Source organism: Dysosmobacter sp. Marseille-Q4140 (assembly GCA_018228705.1).
Classification (GTDB): domain Bacteria; phylum Bacillota; class Clostridia; order Oscillospirales; family Oscillospiraceae; genus Oscillibacter.
Genome location: CP073694.1, coordinates 1,469,863 through 1,486,011 on the forward strand (window position 1 = coordinate 1,469,863; position 16,149 = coordinate 1,486,011).

At 65.5% G+C, this 16,149-nt stretch carries 15 protein-coding genes; 5 read left to right on the forward strand and 10 right to left on the reverse strand.

Translation table 11 applies throughout. The annotated features are described in order from the left end of the window. The first annotated feature begins 61 nt into the window (after positions 1 to 61). Positions 62 to 1,276 (forward strand): PLP-dependent aminotransferase family protein, encoded by a 1,215-nt coding sequence (locus tag KFE19_07495; GenBank protein QUO39318.1) that lies wholly within the window; start codon positions 62 to 64, stop codon positions 1,274 to 1,276. Positions 1,277 to 1,326: 50 nt separating this feature from the next. Here KFE19_07495 and yfbR read toward each other — a convergent pair whose 3' ends face one another. Further along, a complete protein-coding gene (gene yfbR, locus KFE19_07500; GenBank protein ID QUO39319.1) occupies positions 1,327 to 1,902 on the reverse strand; it encodes a 5'-deoxynucleotidase in 576 nt (191 codons plus the stop codon). Between the two features lie 4 nt (positions 1,903 to 1,906). Next, positions 1,907 to 3,193: a tRNA (N(6)-L-threonylcarbamoyladenosine(37)-C(2))-methylthiotransferase MtaB gene (gene mtaB, locus KFE19_07505; GenBank protein ID QUO39320.1), complete on the reverse strand. Its 1,287-nt coding sequence runs from the start codon at positions 3,191 to 3,193 to the stop codon at positions 1,907 to 1,909. A gap of 111 nt (positions 3,194 to 3,304) precedes the next feature. On the opposite strand from mtaB, the gene KFE19_07510 reads away from it, so the two are divergent. From KFE19_07510 to KFE19_07525, 4 genes are all read left to right on the forward strand, one after another. Further along, positions 3,305 to 4,441 (forward strand): cysteine desulfurase, encoded by a 1,137-nt coding sequence (locus tag KFE19_07510; protein QUO39321.1) that lies wholly within the window; start codon positions 3,305 to 3,307, stop codon positions 4,439 to 4,441. A 90-nt stretch (positions 4,442 to 4,531) separates the two neighbouring features. After that, positions 4,532 to 5,923, forward strand: a complete 1,392-nt coding sequence (locus KFE19_07515; protein QUO39322.1) for an MATE family efflux transporter — start codon at positions 4,532 to 4,534, stop codon at positions 5,921 to 5,923. Continuing rightward, on the forward strand, positions 5,920 to 6,753 hold the full coding sequence (locus KFE19_07520; GenBank protein QUO39560.1) for a methyltransferase domain-containing protein: 834 nt from the start codon (positions 5,920 to 5,922) through the stop codon (positions 6,751 to 6,753). The genes KFE19_07515 and KFE19_07520 overlap by 4 nt, the downstream gene beginning before the upstream one ends. Then, positions 6,750 to 7,451 carry a cysteine hydrolase gene (locus KFE19_07525; protein QUO39323.1) on the forward strand — a complete coding sequence of 234 codons (702 nt, stop codon included), beginning with the start codon at positions 6,750 to 6,752 and terminating at the stop codon, positions 7,449 to 7,451. The genes KFE19_07520 and KFE19_07525 overlap by 4 nt, the downstream gene beginning before the upstream one ends. Positions 7,452 to 7,496: 45 nt before the next feature. Here KFE19_07525 and KFE19_07530 read toward each other — a convergent pair whose 3' ends face one another. From KFE19_07530 to KFE19_07565, 8 genes are all read right to left on the reverse strand, one after another. Then, positions 7,497 to 8,984 (reverse strand): ABC-F family ATP-binding cassette domain-containing protein, encoded by a 1,488-nt coding sequence (locus KFE19_07530; GenBank protein ID QUO39324.1) that lies wholly within the window; start codon positions 8,982 to 8,984, stop codon positions 7,497 to 7,499. 237 nt (positions 8,985 to 9,221) lie between these two features. Beyond that, positions 9,222 to 10,910, reverse strand: coding sequence for a PAS domain-containing protein (locus KFE19_07535; GenBank protein ID QUO39325.1), 1,689 nt, complete (start codon positions 10,908 to 10,910; stop codon positions 9,222 to 9,224). Positions 10,911 to 10,923: 13 nt separating this feature from the next. Continuing rightward, positions 10,924 to 11,589, reverse strand: a complete 666-nt coding sequence (locus KFE19_07540; protein ID QUO39326.1) for a response regulator transcription factor — start codon at positions 11,587 to 11,589, stop codon at positions 10,924 to 10,926. An 87-nt stretch (positions 11,590 to 11,676) separates the two neighbouring features. Further along, complete coding sequence (gene phoU / locus KFE19_07545; protein ID QUO39327.1) at positions 11,677 to 12,324, reverse strand: phosphate signaling complex protein PhoU; 648 nt, start codon at positions 12,322 to 12,324, stop codon at positions 11,677 to 11,679. A gap of 17 nt (positions 12,325 to 12,341) precedes the next feature. Then, entirely contained in the window at positions 12,342 to 13,118 is a 777-nt protein-coding gene (gene pstB, locus KFE19_07550) for a phosphate ABC transporter ATP-binding protein (GenBank protein ID QUO39328.1), read from the reverse strand. Further along, on the reverse strand, positions 13,115 to 13,963 hold the full coding sequence (gene pstA, locus KFE19_07555; GenBank protein ID QUO39329.1) for a phosphate ABC transporter permease PstA: 849 nt from the start codon (positions 13,961 to 13,963) through the stop codon (positions 13,115 to 13,117). The genes pstB and pstA overlap by 4 nt, the downstream gene beginning before the upstream one ends. 3 nt (positions 13,964 to 13,966) lie before the next feature. Next, positions 13,967 to 14,905, reverse strand: coding sequence for a phosphate ABC transporter permease subunit PstC (gene pstC / locus KFE19_07560; GenBank protein QUO39561.1), 939 nt, complete (start codon positions 14,903 to 14,905; stop codon positions 13,967 to 13,969). Between the two features lie 192 nt (positions 14,906 to 15,097). Beyond that, positions 15,098 to 15,973, reverse strand: coding sequence for a phosphate ABC transporter substrate-binding protein (locus tag KFE19_07565; GenBank protein ID QUO39330.1), 876 nt, complete (start codon positions 15,971 to 15,973; stop codon positions 15,098 to 15,100). Between the last annotated feature and the right edge of the window lie 176 nt (positions 15,974 to 16,149).

The window sequence follows — 16,149 nt, forward strand, 5'->3', positions numbered from 1 at the left end:
AGAAGCGAAAAACAATCGGCGGCGCCCACTGAACGCGCGCCGCGGAACGGGGGCAGAGAAAATGATACCTTATGCGAAACGCATGGAACACATGGCCTTCACGGCCAACGTGGTCAAGGGGCTGTTCGGCTCCATGACCAATCCGGACATCATCTCCTTCGGGGGCGGCTCTCCCGCCAAGGAGGCCCTGCCGGTGGACATCGTCCGCCAGCTGGCCGATGAGGTCCTGCGGACCGACGGCCGGGGCGTGGAGGCCCTGCAATACGGCCCGCTGATCGGCGTGACCGACCTGCGGGAGGTGGTGGTCCGGGAGCTGCTGCGGCCCAAGGGCATCGACTGCGGCGTGGAGAACGTGATGATCACCACCGGCGGCCTGGAGGGCATCTACCTTGCCTGCCAGGCGTACATCGATCCCGGCGACGTGATTTTGGTGGAGGCGCCCACCTTCGTCCAGTGCGTGGAGATCTTCGATATGCTGGAGGCCCGCTGCGTCAGCGTGGCCATGGACGACGACGGTCTGATCCCGGAGGATCTGGAGGAGAAGATCCGGCTCCACCATCCCAAGATGCTCTACACCAACCCCACCTTTCAGAACCCCAGCGGCCGCACCCTGAGCCTGGCGCGGCGGAAGGCCGTGGCGGAACTGGCCCAGCGGTACGACATGTTGGTGCTGGAGGACGACCCCTACCGGGACATCCGGTACAGCGGTGAGGACCTGCCCCCCATCAAGCACTTTGACACCACGGACCATGTCATCATGGCTGGCAGCTTCTCCAAGATCTTCTCCCCCGGCTCCCGGCTGGGCTACGTGGCGGCGGAGGCGGAGACCATCCAGCGCCTGGTGGATGTCAAGTCCGCCACCAACTCCCACACCTCCATGCTGCCCCAGATCCTGTGCGCGGAGTTCTTCAAGCGGGGCTACTATCCCGCCCACCACAAGCGGATCTGCGACCTGTACCGCACCCGGCGGGACGCCATGCTTCGCAGCCTGGACGCCTACTTCCCCGCCGGGGCCAAGCACAGCAACCCCGACGGCGGCCTCTTCACCTGGGTGGAGCTGCCCGGCGGCATCGACACCACCGCCCTGCTGGCGGAGTCCGCCGCCGATCCGGCGGTGAACGTGGCCTTCCTGGCCGGCGAGGGCTTCTTCTCCGACCGGAATGGTCAGGGGAAAAACTGCATGCGCATGAGCTTCGGCAGCACGCCGGAGGACCTGATCGAAGAGGGCGTCCGCCGTCTGGGCGGACTGATCCGCTCCAAACTGGAACAGGCCTGAGTAAAGCGCCGCCCCGGACGATCCCGTCCGGGGCGGCGCTTCCTCGTATGTCATTTCAGCTCGTCCAATGTCAGGGAGAAGCTGGGCAGGAAGGTGTCCATGAAGTAGGCCACCTCCGGCAGGTCAAAGGCCTCCAGGGCCCTGCGGGTCTGGGCGGCGGCCTCCCGGAACTCGGCGTTGCCGGCCTTGAGCTCCTCCAGGCACTTGATGTGGGCGGAGAGCTTGTCCGCCGCTTTCACCAGCCGCTCCACCTCCGGGTCCATGGCGGTCAGCACCGGGGCGTAGGCAGACTGGAGCTCCGGCGGCAGCATCCGCAGCAGCTTCCCCTCCGCCACCGCCTCCACATCCTTATAGGCGGTGCGGATGGCGGGGTTGTCGTACTTGATGGGGGTGGGCATGTCGCCGGTGAGGATCTCGCTGGCGTCGTGATACAATGCCGCCGATGCGACAAGTCCCGGGTCCACATGACCGCCGAATTTCTCATTGCGGATCAGGGCCAGGGCGTGGGCCAGCACCGCCACCTGGTGGCTGTGCTCCTGGACGTTTTCCGGGGCGGTGTTGCGCATGAGGGCCCAGCGCTGGATGAACCGCATCCGGGAGATATAGGCGAAAAAGTGGCTGTTCATGGTCTCACTCCTTGATGGTCCCGTAGAGGAATTCCCCGTCGGCGGAGGTGATGGTCACGGAGCGGATCTGGTTGTGCAGGTCCTCCCCCTTCACCAGCACCTCGGCGTAGTTGGGGGCGTGGCCGAAGAACCACCCGTCCTTGGGCTGCTCGAAGAGAACGGGGTAGGTCTGTCCCACGCAGCCGGCCAGATAGGCCCTTTGCAGCTCCGCCGCCACCGCCGCCGCCCGGTGGGCCCGGTCCTCCTTGACGGATTTGGGCACCTGGCGCATCTTGGCCGCCGGGGTGCCGGGGCGGATGGAGTAGGGGAAAATGTGCATCCGGGCAAAGCCGCAGGCGCGGATGAAGTCCAGGGTCTTTTCAAACTCCGCCTCCGTCTCCTCCGGGAAGCCCACGATCAGGTCCGTGGTGACGGCGGGACGGTCGAAGTGGGCCTTCAGCAGCTCCACGGACTGGAGATACCGGGCGGTGTCGTACTTGCGGTTCATGCGGCGCAGCGTCTCGTCACAACCGCTCTGCATGGACAGGTGGAACTGCGGGCACAGGTCCGGCAGCTGCGCCGCCCGGCGGCAGAACGCCTCCGTGACGGTGCGGGGCTCCAGGCTCCCCAGCCGCAGCCGCACCCCCGGCGCCGCCGCGGCGATGGTCTCCAGCAAATCGATCAGGCTCTTGCCATCCTTGAAGTCCTGGCCCCAGGAGGAGATCTCGATGCCGGTGACGACGATCTCCCGGTATCCGGCGGCCTTCAATCCCGCCGCCTGCTCCGCCGCCCGGTCCAGCGGCAATGAGCGGACCCGCCCCCGGGCGTAGGGGATGATGCAGTAGGAGCAGAAGTTGACGCAGCCGTCCTCCACCTTCAAAAGGCACCTCGTCCGGTCCTCCAGGCCCCCCGCGGGCAGCACCTCAAACTCCCGGCGGTCGAAGGAGTTGTCCAGGGCCACCAGGCGCCGCCGCTCCTCCGTCTCCCGCTCCAGCAGGTCCAGAAAGCCGGTCCGGTCCCCGGTGCCGGCGATCAGGTCCACGTCCAGCTGCTCCACGTCCTCCGGGTGGGTCTGGGAGTAGCAGCCGCACAGGGCCAGCACCGCCTGGGGATGTTCCCGCCGGACCCGGTAGAGCATCTGCCGGGACTTGCGGTCGCTGACCGCCGTGACGGAGCAGGAATTGACCACATAGGCGTCCGCCGCCTCCTCAAAGGGCACCACCTGGTGGCCCCGGCGGCGCAGCTCCTGCTCCATGGCCTGGGTCTCGTATTGGTTCACCTTGCAGCCCAAGGTGTAAATGGCAATTTTCATGGAATCTCCTTGCACTTTCCGAAAATCCTCTATATAATGGTCTGACGCGCTCATATTATACCGATTTTTTCTCCAATGGGCAAGTCCCAACAAAGGAGGTCTTTTTTCACCATGATCTATCTGGACCACGCCGCCACCACCCCGATCCCCCGGGCCGTGGCAGACGCCATGTATGAAGTGCTGGCGGAGCGCTTCGGCAACCCCAGCTCCCAGTATCCCCTGGGGGCGGACATGAAGCGGGCGGTGGAGCAGTGGCGCCGCACGGTCGCCCAGGCTCTGGGCTGCGATGCCGGGCGGCTGTATTTCACCTCCTGCGGCACCGAGGCCGACGCCTGGGCCGTCACCGCCGCCTGCTGGCAGAACCGGCACCTGGGAAAGCACATCGTCACCACCGCCGTGGAGCACAGCGCCGTCCTGGAGTCCTGCCGCTGGATGGAGAAGCAGGGCTATGAGGTCACCTATGTGGCCCCCGGCAGCGACGGTGTCATCACGGCGGAGGACATCTTATCCGCCGTCCGCCCCGACACGGCCCTGGTCTCCTGCATGCTGGTCAACAACGAGCTGGGCTGCCTCTACCCCATTGAAGAGATCGCCCGGGGGCTGGCGGCCAGAAACCCCAAGACCCTGCTGCACACCGACGCGGTCCAGGGCTTTTTGAAGGTGCCCTTTGCCGCAAACACCCTGGGCGCGGACTTCATCTCCATCTCCGGCCACAAGATCGGCGGCCCCAAGGGCATCGGCGCGCTGTACATCGGCCCCCGGGTGAAGAACCCCCGCCCCCTGCTGCCCGGCGGCGGCCAGGAGGGAGGCCTGCGCTCCGGCACCGAGGCCACCGCCCAAATGGCGGGCTTCGCCAAGGCCGTGGAGCTGCGGACGGAGCGCCTGACCGAGATCCTGGACCACATGGCGGCCCTCCGGGCCCACGCCGCGGAAGTCCTCGGCGCCATCCCCGACCTGAAGATCCTGGGCGGCGGCCCCGCCGCGCCCCACATTCTCTCCGTGTCCCTGGAGGGCTGGCCCAGCCAGAATATCGTCACGGACCTGGGCAGCCAGGGCATCTGCATCTCCGCCGGCTCCGCCTGCCACCGGGGCAAGCCCAGCCATGTGGTGGCGGCGCTGAAGCTGCCCAAAAAGGTCTCCGGCGGCGTGATCCGCCTGAGCTTCGGCCCGGAGACCACCTTTGACGACATCGACCGGTGTGCCGAGGCACTGCGCCGCCATCACGACACCCGGATGCCTATGCTGTAACTGCCGTCAGCGCACTTTTTCAAGCGCTTTGGTCTGTCAGCGCTCTGTACCGGCATCCATCTTCATGATATTGACAAAGGAGTGTACCCCATGCCGTCCTTCCTCCGCCGGGAGCGGGGCTTTTACAAGCGGATGTGGCTGCTGGCCCTGCCCCTGATCCTGCAAAACCTCATCACCACCTCGCTGGGCTTTGTGGACACCTTCATGGTGGGTCTGCTGGGCCAGAATGAGCTCTCCGCCGTCACCGCTGCCAACTCCCCCATTTTCCTGCTCCAGGTCATCATCTTCGGCCTGATGAGCGGCCTGACCGTACTGGTGAGCCAGTACTGGGGACGGGGCGACATCGACGCCATCAACCGCTCCATGGGCGTGGCCATGTACGCGGGCCTCGGCATCGCCCTGGCCATGGCCTCCGCCATGTTCTTCCTGCCCCGGCAGGTCATGGGCCTTGTCACCAACAACGCCCTGCTGATCGAGCTGGGGATGCCGTACCTTCGGATCGTGGGCGTCAGCTATGTGTTCAACGCCGTCTCCAGCGTGTATGTGTCCATGCAGCGCAGTACCGAGCGGCCGGTGTTCGGCCTGGCGGTGTTTGCCGCGTCCATGCTGCTCAATACCTTCCTCAACTATGTCCTGATCTTCGGCAAGCTGGGTGCCCCGGCCCTGGGGGTCACCGGCGCCGCCATCGCCACGCTCACCTCCCGGATCGTGGAGTTCGCCATCGTGGCAGTGGCCGCCGCAGTCACCCACCGGGTGCCTCTGCGGCCGAAGGCACTGCTGCGCCCCGGACGGGCCATGACCGCCAGCTTCCTCAAGTACGCCTCCCCGGTCATTGTCAACGAGAGCTTCTGGGGCCTGGGCACCACGGTCATGACCGCCATCATGGGCCACATGGCCATCTCTGCCGACATGCTGGCGGCCTACGCCATCATGGGCAACATCGACAAGTTCTCCACCGTCACCTGCTTCGGCGTGGCGGGGGCCACCGCCGTGATCGTGGGCAAGCGGATCGGCGAGGGCGCCGGGAAGGACGAGGTCTACTCCCTGGGCTGCTGCCTGCTGACGGTGTCCCTGGGGGTGGGCGTGGCCGTGGCCGCGGCCCTGGCGGTGCTGCTGCCCACTATTTTCATTCCCTACCTCTACCCCCTGTTCCACCTGGACGGGCTGGCCCTCCAGATCGCCGTCACCATGTGTGTGGTATACATCTGCATGATGCCTATGAAGGCCTTTGACATCACCAACATCACCGGCCTCCTCCGGGCCGGCGGCGACGCCCGCATGGCCTCCGTCATCGACCTGGCCCCCCTGTGGGTGGTGGCGGTGCCCCTGACCGCCCTGGCCGCCCTGGTGCTGGACGCGCCGGTCACCATTGTGTGCCTGTGCATCCAGACGGAAAACGTGTGTAAAATGCCTCTGGGCGTACTGCGGCTGCGCAGCCGGAAATGGATCAACGACATCACCCGGGGAGGCGCTGCGGCATGAGCCTGTTCTGCTGTCCCCTCTGCGCCGCGCCTCTGGAGCGGACGGAACACACCTACCGCTGCCCGGCAGGCCACAGCTTCGACATCTCCAGGGAGGGCTACGTCCACCTGCTGCCCCCCAACCAAAAGCACTCGGCCGCTCCCGGAGACGACAAGGCCATGGCCGCTGCCCGGCGGGAATTCCTCTCCAAAGAGTATTACAGGCCGCTGCTTAATACGCTTTGTAGTCAGATTTTGTCCCTTTCCGGCGAAGCACCCCGGATTTTGGACGCCGGCTGCGGCGAAGGGTATTACACCGCCGGCATCTATGCGGCCCTGACCGCCGCCGGAAGGCAACCGGTCATGGCGGGCACCGACATCTCCAAGTTCATCCTCCGCTACGCCGCCCGCCGGTGCCGGGAGATCGAGTTCGCCGTGGCCTCGTCCTACCGCCTGCCCCTGGCGGACGAGAGTGTGGACCTGCTGCTGAACTGCTTCTCCCCTCTGGCCCTGGAGGAGTTCCGGCGGGTATTGCGGCCCGGCGGCTGCTTTCTCTATGTGGTGCCTGCGGCGGACCACCTGTGGCAGCTCAAGGAGGTCCTCTACGACCGTCCCTACCCCAACGAGGAGAAGGAGACGCCCTATGAGGGTTTCACCTACCGCGCCATCGTGCCGGCGGAGGATACCATCCACCTGCCCTGCCCGGCGGACATCCAGGCCCTGTACCACATGACCCCCTACTGCTGGAAAACCCCGAAGGAGGGAGCGGAGCGGCTTGCGCAGCTGGAGAAGCTGGACTGCCGCATCGCCTTCCGCATCCATATCTTCCAAAAAAAGGAGGACTCCCTATGAACGCCAATCCCACCCGTTCGGCCCTGATCCTCATTGACATGGAAAACGGCTTCGTGGAGCCGGAGGGCGGCCACTGCATCCGCTTTGCCAAGTCCACGGTGCCCGCCTGCGTGCGGGCGGTGGAGACCGCCCGTGAAAAGGGCATCCCGGTGTTCTTCGTCAAGCGCATCTACCGCGCCGACGGCAGCGATGTGGAGCTGACCCGGTATGCCGGGTGGGTGGCAGGCGGACGGGCCTGCGGTCCCGCCTCCACCGGTCCCAACAGCGCCCAAGCGCCGGAGGGCCTGCGGCCCCGGCCCGGAGACTACACCATCTGGAAGCCCCGGTGGAGCGCCTTTTTCCACACAGAGCTGGACCTGATCTTGCGGCGGCTGGACATCCGGACCGTGATCCTGGCGGGCACTACCACCCCCAACTGCGTCCGCACCACCTGCTACGACGCCATCGCCCTGGAGTACAACACCGTGGTACTGACGGACTGCTGCTCCTCCCAGACCGAGGAGATCCAGCGGGTGAACCTGGAGGACATGGGCCGGGCCGGCGCCATCCTGATGGACAGCGCCGCCTTCCGGGACTTTGCACCCGACACGGTGCCGGACACCTCCGCCGCTATCCGGGCGGCCATGGAGGGCGAGGACATCATCCCCGAGCCCTTTGCAGAGGGCCCCGACGGCGTATACTGGCCGGACCGGTGGTAACGAAGATCAAGGGAGCGTATGCTTTCGGCATACGCTCCCTTTTTGTTATCCCAGGTCCACCGTCCGGGTGGCCACGGTGCCGCAGAAGCGCCCATCGTGCTCCACGAACAGCAGCGTGGGCCGGCAGGAGAGGATCAGCTCCTCCACCTGCATCCGGCTCAGCACGTCCACGTAGTTCAGCGGCTCGTCCCAGATGTAAAGGTCCGCCTCTTCACAGAGGCTGGCAGCCAGCAGTACCTTCTTTTTCTGCCCGGCGCTGTACCGGGACAGGTCCACCTCAAACTGGGACCGGGGGAAATCCAGCTTCCGCAGCACCGTGTAGAACCGGGTGGCGTCCAGCCCCCGGGCCCGGAGGAAATCCGTCAGGCTGCCGGAGAGACCCTCGGTACTCTGTGACACATAGGAGACCGCCAGACCACTGCGCCGCTCCACCCGCCCGGCAGTGGGGTCCAGTTCCCCCAGGGCCAGACGGAGCAGGCTGGTCTTACCGCAGCCGTTGGGACCCCGGAGGGCGATCCGCTCCCCGGAACACACCTCAAAGCCGACGCCGGCGCAGACGGTGCGGCCGCCGTAGGCCACGGACACGTCCCGCAGCTCCAGGAGCCGCCGGCCCGGCGGATTGGGCCGGGGCCGCAGCAGCAGCGTCTCCTGCTTCTCCACGTCCCGCAGCAGCCGGGACTTCTCCTCCACGGCCTCCTCCCGCCGCCGCTGGATGGCCTTGGACCGCTTCATCAGTTTGGCCGCCTGGTGGCCCACGTAGCCCCGGTCCGCCGCCTTGGCGCCGGTCTTGTCCACGCCGAACTTCCCCTGCTCGGTCCGGTCAGACCAGGCGGAGGCCCGGCGGGCCGCCTCATTCAGGCGGCCGATGTCCTTTTGCAGCTTCTCCTGCCGGGCCCGCTCGAAATCGTCCTGCCGCTGCTTGTTCTCCCACCAGACGGAAAAGCCCCCCCGCCGCACCTGAGCCCCGGTGGGCGTCAGGGCCAGGGTGTGGTCTGTGCACCGGTCCAGGAAGTCCCGGTCGTGGGACACCAGGAGGAACCCCCGCTTGCGGCTCAGATACGATGCCAGCTTTCGCCGCCCCTCCAGATCCAGGTGGTTGGTGGGCTCGTCGATGAGCGGATAGGCGTCGTCCCGGAGGAACAGCGCCGCCAGCAGCACCTTCGTCCGCTCCCCGAAGGAGAGGGTCGCAAAGGGCCGGTCCAGGATCTCCTCCGGCAGGTCCAGCAGTCCCAGCTCCCGCCGGAGCTGCCACTCCTCCGCCTCCGGCGCGGCGGCGGCCGCCACGGCCCGGGCCGTCTGCTCCGGCCGGTCCACCGGGTACGGAAAATACACGCAGTTTACGAAGGCGGCAATGCTGCCGCCGGAGGGCAGCTGTCCCGCCAGCAGCCGCAGCAGCGTGGTCTTGCCCCGCCCGTTGCGGCCGGTGAAGCCCAGCTTCCAGTCGGTGTCCAGCTGGAGGGTCAGCCCCTCAAATACCGGCTCCGGGCTGCCCTCATAGGCAAAGGTCAGATCCGTAAGTTCGATCAGTGACATGGCTGTGCTCCTTCCAATCAAATAAAATCGGCCGCGGGAAAGGCGCACCTCTCCCGCGGCCGGACACACAGCCGCGAAGCCTCCGCCGCAGCGGAGGTCCGTTCACAAGGGGTCCGGGAAGAGAGCGTCAGCGTTCCTGCGGGCGCGCGGCACCGGGACGGCCGTGAGCCGTCCGTTTTCCGCGTGAAACTCGCAAGTCAGCTGCGCATCTTCCCACCCCTTCGTCAAATTCTGTTCTTATGATACCACGCTGTCGTCCGGGACGCAAGTCCCGTCTCTCTCCGGCGGGAAGGTCACCGTGAAGGTACTGCCCCTGCCCTCCCGGCTCTCCAGATCCACCCGGGCGCCCAGGTAGGCCGCTCCGTGCTTGACAATGGACAATCCCAGCCCTGTGCCGCCGCCGGAGTGGCTCTTGTCCACCCGGTAGAATCGCTCAAACACCCGGCTCTGAGCTTCCCGGGGGATTCCCACACCGGTATCGGTTACACTGACCCGCGCCCCATCAGACCCGTTTTCCACGGTGACGGTGACACTGCCGCCGGGGTGGTTGTAGACCACGGCATTGTCGCAGAGGTTGTAGAGGATCTCCTCCACGATCCGGGGCACGCTCCGGACCACCGCCCCGCCGCCGGTCAGAGTGAGGGTGACCCCCTTGCCCTGGGCCGCGTCAGTCAGGCGATCCAGCACCCGCCGGGCAGCGGCGTGCAGGTCCACGCTCTCCCAGGGGCCCAGGTCCCCGCCCTCATCCAGCCGGGACAATCGGATGATGTCGTTGACCAGGCTGATCAGCCGCTGTGTCTGACGGTGGATGTTGCCGGCGAAGTGCTCCACATCTGCCGGAGCCACCATACCGGTTTTCAAAATCTCTGCGGTACCCAAAATAGAGGTCAGGGGCGTTTTCAGCTCGTGGGAGACATTAGCGGTGAACTCCCGGCGCAGAGCGTCCCGGCGCTCCTTCTCCGTCACGTCCAGCACCATCAGCACCGCGCCGGCAGTCTGCCCCTCCCGCCGGGCGGGACTGGCGATCACCTGGCGGCAGCTGTCCTCACTCTCCAGAAGGACCTCGCACCGCCGGCCCGCCAGGGCCTGCTCCACACAGCGGCGGAAGGGCGCCTCCCGATTCAGAGCGTAGACGCTCTCGCCCTCCGGCGCCGCCTGGGCGCCCAGCAGCCGCAGCGCCGCCGGATTGCAGGCCAGCACCCTCGTCTCCTGATCCACCGCCACGAAGCCCTCGCTCATGGTCTCCGTCAACGCGGCAAACTCCTCCTGCCGCTGACGCAGATCCTCCATCTGCCGGCGGATCTGCCGCTGCTGGCTGCGGATCTTCCCCAGCAGCGGGGAGAGCTCCTCGTAGCACTCCGCGGTCTCCGGTGCGTCCAGATCCAGCTGATTGATGGGCGCCACCAGCTGCTTTGAAACCCGGGACGCCAGCGCCAGAGCCAGCACCGCCGCCAGCAGCATCATCAGCGCCACGGGCTGGGCGGCCTGCAGTACCATGGCCCAGACGGTGTACTGGGTATCCGCTACCCGTACCACGGAGCCATCGGACAGCCGCAGAGCGTAATACAGCGTCTTTTGCGCCAGGGTATCCGAGTAACGGGCAGCGGTGCCGGTTCCGGCCAGCAGAGCCTGGCGGATCTCCTGGCGCTGAGCGTGGTTGTCCATGGCGGCGGGATTCTCCTGGTTGTCCCAGAGGACTGTGCCGTCCGAGTCCACCCAGGTGATCCGGCTCTCACCCGGCAGGTCCTTCAGATACTCTGTCCCGCTCTGCTCCACTCCCCGCGCGATATAGGCCGCCCTGGCGGCCAGCTCCCGGCCCACCTGGTCCTCAAAATAACCGTGGAGTACGCCGGTCACCAGCACCAGGCTGGCCGCCAGCACCACCAGCGTCACACCCAGGATGGAGCGGAAGATCCGCTTTGTCATGATCTCCGCCTCCTCACATCTCGCTGATTTTGTAGCCGTAGCCCCGAACGGTTTCGATATACGCGCCCGCGGGCCCCAGCTTCTGCCGCAGCGTGCGCATATGCACATCCACGGTGCGGCTCTCACCGGTGAAGGCGTAGCCCCAGACCTGTTGGATCAGGGTCTCCCGGGACAGCACCCGCCCCCGGCTGCGCAGCAGCAGGCACAGCACCTCAAATTCCTTCTGGGTGAGCGCCACCTCCCGGCCCTCCACATGAACGGTATGGCGGTCCGGATCCACCTCCAGGCAGCCCATGTGCAAAGGCCCGCTGCTGCGCTCTGTGCGCCGCAGCAGCGCGCGGATCCGGGAGAGCAGCTCCATCATGCCGAAGGGCTTTGCCACATAGTCGTCCGCCCCGCCGTCCAACCCCAGAACCTTGTCATATTCCGTGCTCTTGGCTGTCAGCATAATAACGGGCACTGATGCAGTCCTGGGGGCGGAACGGAGCTTTTTCAGTACGCTGAGGCCGTCCTCCTCCGGCAGCATGATGTCCAGCAGCACCAGGGTGGGCGCCGTCTCCTCCACTGCCCGCCAAAACTCCGAGGGCAGACCGAAGCCCCGGGCCTCCATTCCCTGGCTGTTGAGGGAGTAGATGACAAAGTCCCGGATGCTGTCGTCGTCTTCCAGTAAGTAGATCATGGCTTGCCTCCTATGTGAAATTCGGCCCATAGGCCGGGGGCTCCCCCGGCTTATGGCCGCCCGCTCTCCGCCGGTGGGCGGCGGTACTCAGTCCCCGGCGGGATGGATACCGGTAATGCCGTATTCCACCCACTCGGCCACGTTGGTGGCATGGTCGCCGATGCGCTCCAGATACTTGGCCACCATAATAAGGTCCAGCCACAGCTCTCCGGAGGCTGCGTCCACCGCAATCAGGGCGATGAGTTCCTTCTTGATCTGATCAAACAGCGCGTCCACCTGGTCGTCCTGAGCGCGGACCGCCCGGGCCAGGTCCAGATCCCCCTTGACAAAGGAGTCCACGCTGTCAGTGACCATGCGGATGACGGCTCTGGCCATCTCCCCGATGTGGACCCTTCCGGAACCCTCGGGCACTCGGGCAAAACGGGTCAGCTCCGCGATGTCCGCCGCCTGGTCGCCGATGCGCTCCAGGTCGGAGATCATCTTCAGTGCCGAGGAGATCTCCCGCAGGTCCTTTGCCACCGGCTGCTGCTGCAGCAGCAGCTTCAGGCACAGGCTCTCGACCTCCCGCTCCTTCTGGTCGATCTCCCGCTCGGCCTCCTGCGCGGACCGGGCCAGGGCCTCGTCCCCCCGGATCAGGGCCTCCGCCGCGGCGGCGATGGCATCCTCGCACAGTGCGCCCATCTGAATCATCTCTACATGCAGCCGCTCCAGCTGCTGGTCAAAACGATTGCGCATATCTCTCCATTCCTCCCTTATCCGAACCGTCCGGTGATGTAGTCCTCGGTGCGCTTGTCGGAGGGGGTTGAGAAGATCTGCTCCGTCTTTCCGAATTCCACCAGATCACCCAGCAGGAAAAACGCGGTGTTGTCAGACACCCGGGCGGCCTGCTGCATATTGTGCGTCACCATGATGACAGTATACTTGCTTTTCAGCTCCACCGCAAGGTCCTCGATCTTGGAGGTGGAGATGGGGTCCAGCGCGCTGGTGGACTCGTCCATCAGCAGCACCTCCGGCTCCACTGCCAGGGCCCGGGCGATACAAAGGCGCTGCTGCTGGCCGCCGGAGAGGCCCAGGGCGCTTTTTTTCAGCCGGTCCTTGACCTCGTCCCAGATGGCGGCGGCGCGCAGGGAGTTCTCCACGATCTCGTCCAGCTTGGCCCGGGACCGGATGCCGTGGGTCCGGGGTCCGTAGGCCACGTTGTCATAGATGCTCATGGGGAAGGGATTGGCCTTCTGGAACACCATGCCGATCTGCTTGCGCAGCCAGGTGGTGTCCACCGTGGGGTCGTAGATGTCCTGACCGCCGTAGTTGACCGAGCCCTCGATGCGGATGCCGGGGATCAGATCGTTCATGCGGTTGAGGGTTTTCAAAAAGGTGGATTTTCCGCAGCCGGAGGGCCCGATCAGGGCGGTGATCTCATGGGCCGGAATGTCCACGCTGACGCTGTGGAGGGCGTGGTGCGCGCCATACCACAGGTTCAGGTCCTTTACTTCAATGATGGCAGACATATCGGATTCTCTCCCGTTCATTTCTTCAGTCTCCGCCCCGCGAGGGTGGCGGCCAGGTTGATCAGCAGGGTCAGCAGCATCAAAATGGTGGCGATGGCAAAGCCCACGGCCGTCTCACCCCGCTCGCTGTACATATACAGCGCCACCGTCAGCGACCCGGAGGCCGCCTGGAGAGAGGTGAGGAAATCATTGAGCACCACACCGAAGCCGGCGGTGTACAGCAAAGCGGCGGATTCGCCCACAATACGGCCCACCGCCAGGATGCAGCCGGTGACGATGCCGTCCACAGAGTTGGGCAGCACCACGGTGCGGACCATGTGCCACTTACCGGCCCCCAGAGCCAGAGCTCCCTCCCGGTAGGACTGGGGCACGGTCTTGAGGCTTTCCTGGGTGGTGCGGACGATGGTGGGCAGGATCATCACCACCAGGGTGAGGCTGCCCGCCAGCACGCCGGTCTTGAGGCCGAAAAGCTGGATGAAAAACAGCATGCCCACCAGGCCGAAAATGATGGAGGGGATGCCCGTCAGGGTCTCGGTGGCGAACTCGATGACCGCCACCAATCTGCGATTGGTGGCATACTCCGTCAGGTAGATGGCGGCGCCCACGCCCAGGGGCAGCACGATCACCATGGCCAGCAACACCAGATAGAGGGTGTTGAGGATGTTGGGCAGGATGCCGATGGTGTCGTTGAGGTAGCTGGTTTGGGTGGAGAGCAGCTGCCAGGTGACGTTGGGGATCCCGCGGTAAAAGATATAGCCGATGATCAGCACCAGCAGCGCGCAGGTGATGAAGCCGCTGAGGTACAGCAGCGCCCGCAGCGTCCGGTCGTAGAGGCGTCGGCGGGTGGAGAGGGACCGGTTGCCCATGGTTCAGTCCTCCTTCTTCTGCTTGATGAACACGTTCAAAAAGACGTTGATCATCATGATGAATAAAAACAGCACCAGCCCAATGGAGAACAGGGCGTTGCGGTGCAGGGAGCCCACGGAGGCGTAGGACATCTCCGAGACGATGGCGGTGGTCAAAAACCGCACCGGCGTCAGCAGCCCCGGCATATTGGCCACGTTGCCCGCCACCATGATGATGGCCATGGCCTCGCCGATGGCCCGGCCGATGCCCAGGACGATGGCTGTGGCGATCCCGCTGCGGGCAGCGGGCACGCTGACGCGGAACACCGTCTCGATGTGAGTGGCCCCCAGTGCCAGCGACGCCTCCTCATACTCCCGGGGCACGGCCCGCAGAGCCGTCTCCGACACGGAGATGATAGAGGGCAGGATCATGACCGCCAGCACAATGATGGCCGCCAGGAGCGTTGCCCCGGAGGGCAGATCGAAGGCCACACGGATGGCGGGCACCAGCAGGATCATGCCCACCAGGCCGTAGACCACCGAAGGGATGCCCGCCAGCAGCTCCACGGCGGTATGGATCACGGCGGCCACCCTGGGCGGCGCCACCTTGGACAAAAACACTGCTGTCATCAGCCCCACCGGCACGCCCACGAGAATGGCGCCGGCGGTGCCGGCAAACGAGGTGAGGATGATGGCCAGAATGCCGAAGTCATTGGTGGAGGCGTACCAGCGCTTTCCGAAAAGAAACTTGACCGGTCCGATCTCCGCAATAGCCGGCAGGCCGGAGACCACCAGATAGACGCTGATAGCCAGCACAAAGGCCACGGCAACGATGCCGCAGACAAAAAACAGCAGCCCCATGCCCTTTTCCAGGGCCTTGCGGCTTCCCTTGCCCCGGGGGCCCGGTCCCTTCTTTCGCCCATCAGCGGTCAGCACACCGCCCGGCACGGGCCGAAAGGCCATCCCCGCGATCTCATGTTCCATGCAGATTCTCCTTTGCTGTCAGGGGCGCTGGCCCCGGTGTGGGGGTGCATCTCAAAACCGCCGGAGACCCTCCGGCTGCTTTCAGACGCACCCCAGCGGAACGGCCGCCGCACCCTGCGCGGTGCGGCGGCTGACCCGCGTTTGTTGGAATGTTGGTCCGTCAGGTCCCTTTTACTGCGCCACAGGCACGGCACCGGCAGCGGCGATCAGGTCGTTGGCGGCAGTAGAGGTGGCGAAGTCATAGAAGGCCTGGGCAGCCTCGGACAGAGGCTCGTCGGCACGGGTGGCAAACACGAAGGGCCGCTGGATGGCGTAGCTGCCGTCCAGAACAGTGGCCTCGGAGGGAGCCACGCCGCTCACGGTCAGAACGGTGATGCCCTCCTGGCCCTCCACGGCGGAGAGGGAGGCGTAGCCGATGGCGCCGGGAGTGGTGCGGACCGCCTCGATGACGGCGCCGGTGGAGCTGAGCTCCTGAGCCAGGACACACTTGTCCTCGGTGCCGGTGATGGACTCGAAGCCGTCGCGGGTGCCGGAACCGGACTCACGGCCGATGACGGCGATGGTGCCGGCAGTGCCGTCCAGGTCGGACCAGTCGGTGACGGCGCCGGTATAAATTTCAGCAATCTGCTCCAGGCTCAGGTCGGTGACGGTGTTCTCAGCGTTGACGATGACGGCGATGCCGTCCAGGGCCACAATGGTCTCGGTGAGGCCCGCAGCCTTCTCCTCGTCCTTCAGGGCGCGGGAGCTGAGGCCGATGTCGCAGCTGCCGTTTTTCACGGCCTCAATGCCGGAGCCGGAGCCGGTGGGGTTGTAGGTGACGGACACGCCGGTGTCGGCCTGGAACTGCTCGCCCAGGACGCCGATGACCTCCTCCATGGAGGTGGAACCGTCGGTGGAAACAGAGCCGCTGAGCTGGGGAGCGGCCTCCTCCGTGGTGGTGTCGCCGGTGGTATCGGTGGTATCCTCCGTGGTCTTGTCAGAGCCGCAGCCGGCCAGCAGCGCGGCAGTCAGGGTCAGAGACAGCAGAATGGAAATCGCTCTTTTCATCAATCATTACTCCTTTACATATGTCTGTTGCTTGGTGCCACGGCCATAGTATAGGCGGCCGCAAGTAAAATCCGACACCAATCCTATGTAAAGTCTGAGTAAAAAGGCCGGAATTATGCTTCTCCCGAACGGGTGCAAAAAAGCGCCTGCCTCCTTCCGGAGGCAGGCGCTTTTTT

Excerpts from the sequence above, each read along its gene's own strand:
- KFE19_07530 (QUO39324.1), bottom strand. The coding sequence starts at position 8,984 with ATGTCACTGATCGAACTTACGGATCTGACCTTTGCCTATGAGGGCAGC.
- yfbR (QUO39319.1), bottom strand. The coding sequence starts at position 1,902 with ATGAACAGCCACTTTTTCGCCTATATCTCCCGGATGCGGTTCATCCAG.
- mtaB (QUO39320.1), bottom strand. The coding sequence starts at position 3,193 with ATGAAAATTGCCATTTACACCTTGGGCTGCAAGGTGAACCAATACGAG.
- pstC (QUO39561.1), bottom strand. The coding sequence starts at position 14,905 with ATGGCCTTTCGGCCCGTGCCGGGCGGTGTGCTGACCGCTGATGGGCGA.
- KFE19_07495 (QUO39318.1), top strand. The coding sequence starts at position 62 with ATGATACCTTATGCGAAACGCATGGAACACATGGCCTTCACGGCCAAC.
- pstB (QUO39328.1), bottom strand. The coding sequence starts at position 13,118 with ATGAACGGGAGAGAATCCGATATGTCTGCCATCATTGAAGTAAAGGAC.
- KFE19_07515 (QUO39322.1), top strand. The coding sequence starts at position 4,532 with ATGCCGTCCTTCCTCCGCCGGGAGCGGGGCTTTTACAAGCGGATGTGG.
- phoU (QUO39327.1), bottom strand. The coding sequence starts at position 12,324 with ATGCGCAATCGTTTTGACCAGCAGCTGGAGCGGCTGCATGTAGAGATG.
- KFE19_07525 (QUO39323.1), top strand. The coding sequence starts at position 6,750 with ATGAACGCCAATCCCACCCGTTCGGCCCTGATCCTCATTGACATGGAA.
- pstA (QUO39329.1), bottom strand. The coding sequence starts at position 13,963 with ATGGGCAACCGGTCCCTCTCCACCCGCCGACGCCTCTACGACCGGACG.
- KFE19_07520 (QUO39560.1), top strand. The coding sequence starts at position 5,920 with ATGAGCCTGTTCTGCTGTCCCCTCTGCGCCGCGCCTCTGGAGCGGACG.
- KFE19_07565 (QUO39330.1), bottom strand. The coding sequence starts at position 15,973 with ATGAAAAGAGCGATTTCCATTCTGCTGTCTCTGACCCTGACTGCCGCG.
- KFE19_07510 (QUO39321.1), top strand. The coding sequence starts at position 3,305 with ATGATCTATCTGGACCACGCCGCCACCACCCCGATCCCCCGGGCCGTG.
- KFE19_07540 (QUO39326.1), bottom strand. The coding sequence starts at position 11,589 with ATGATCTACTTACTGGAAGACGACGACAGCATCCGGGACTTTGTCATC.
- KFE19_07535 (QUO39325.1), bottom strand. The coding sequence starts at position 10,910 with ATGACAAAGCGGATCTTCCGCTCCATCCTGGGTGTGACGCTGGTGGTG.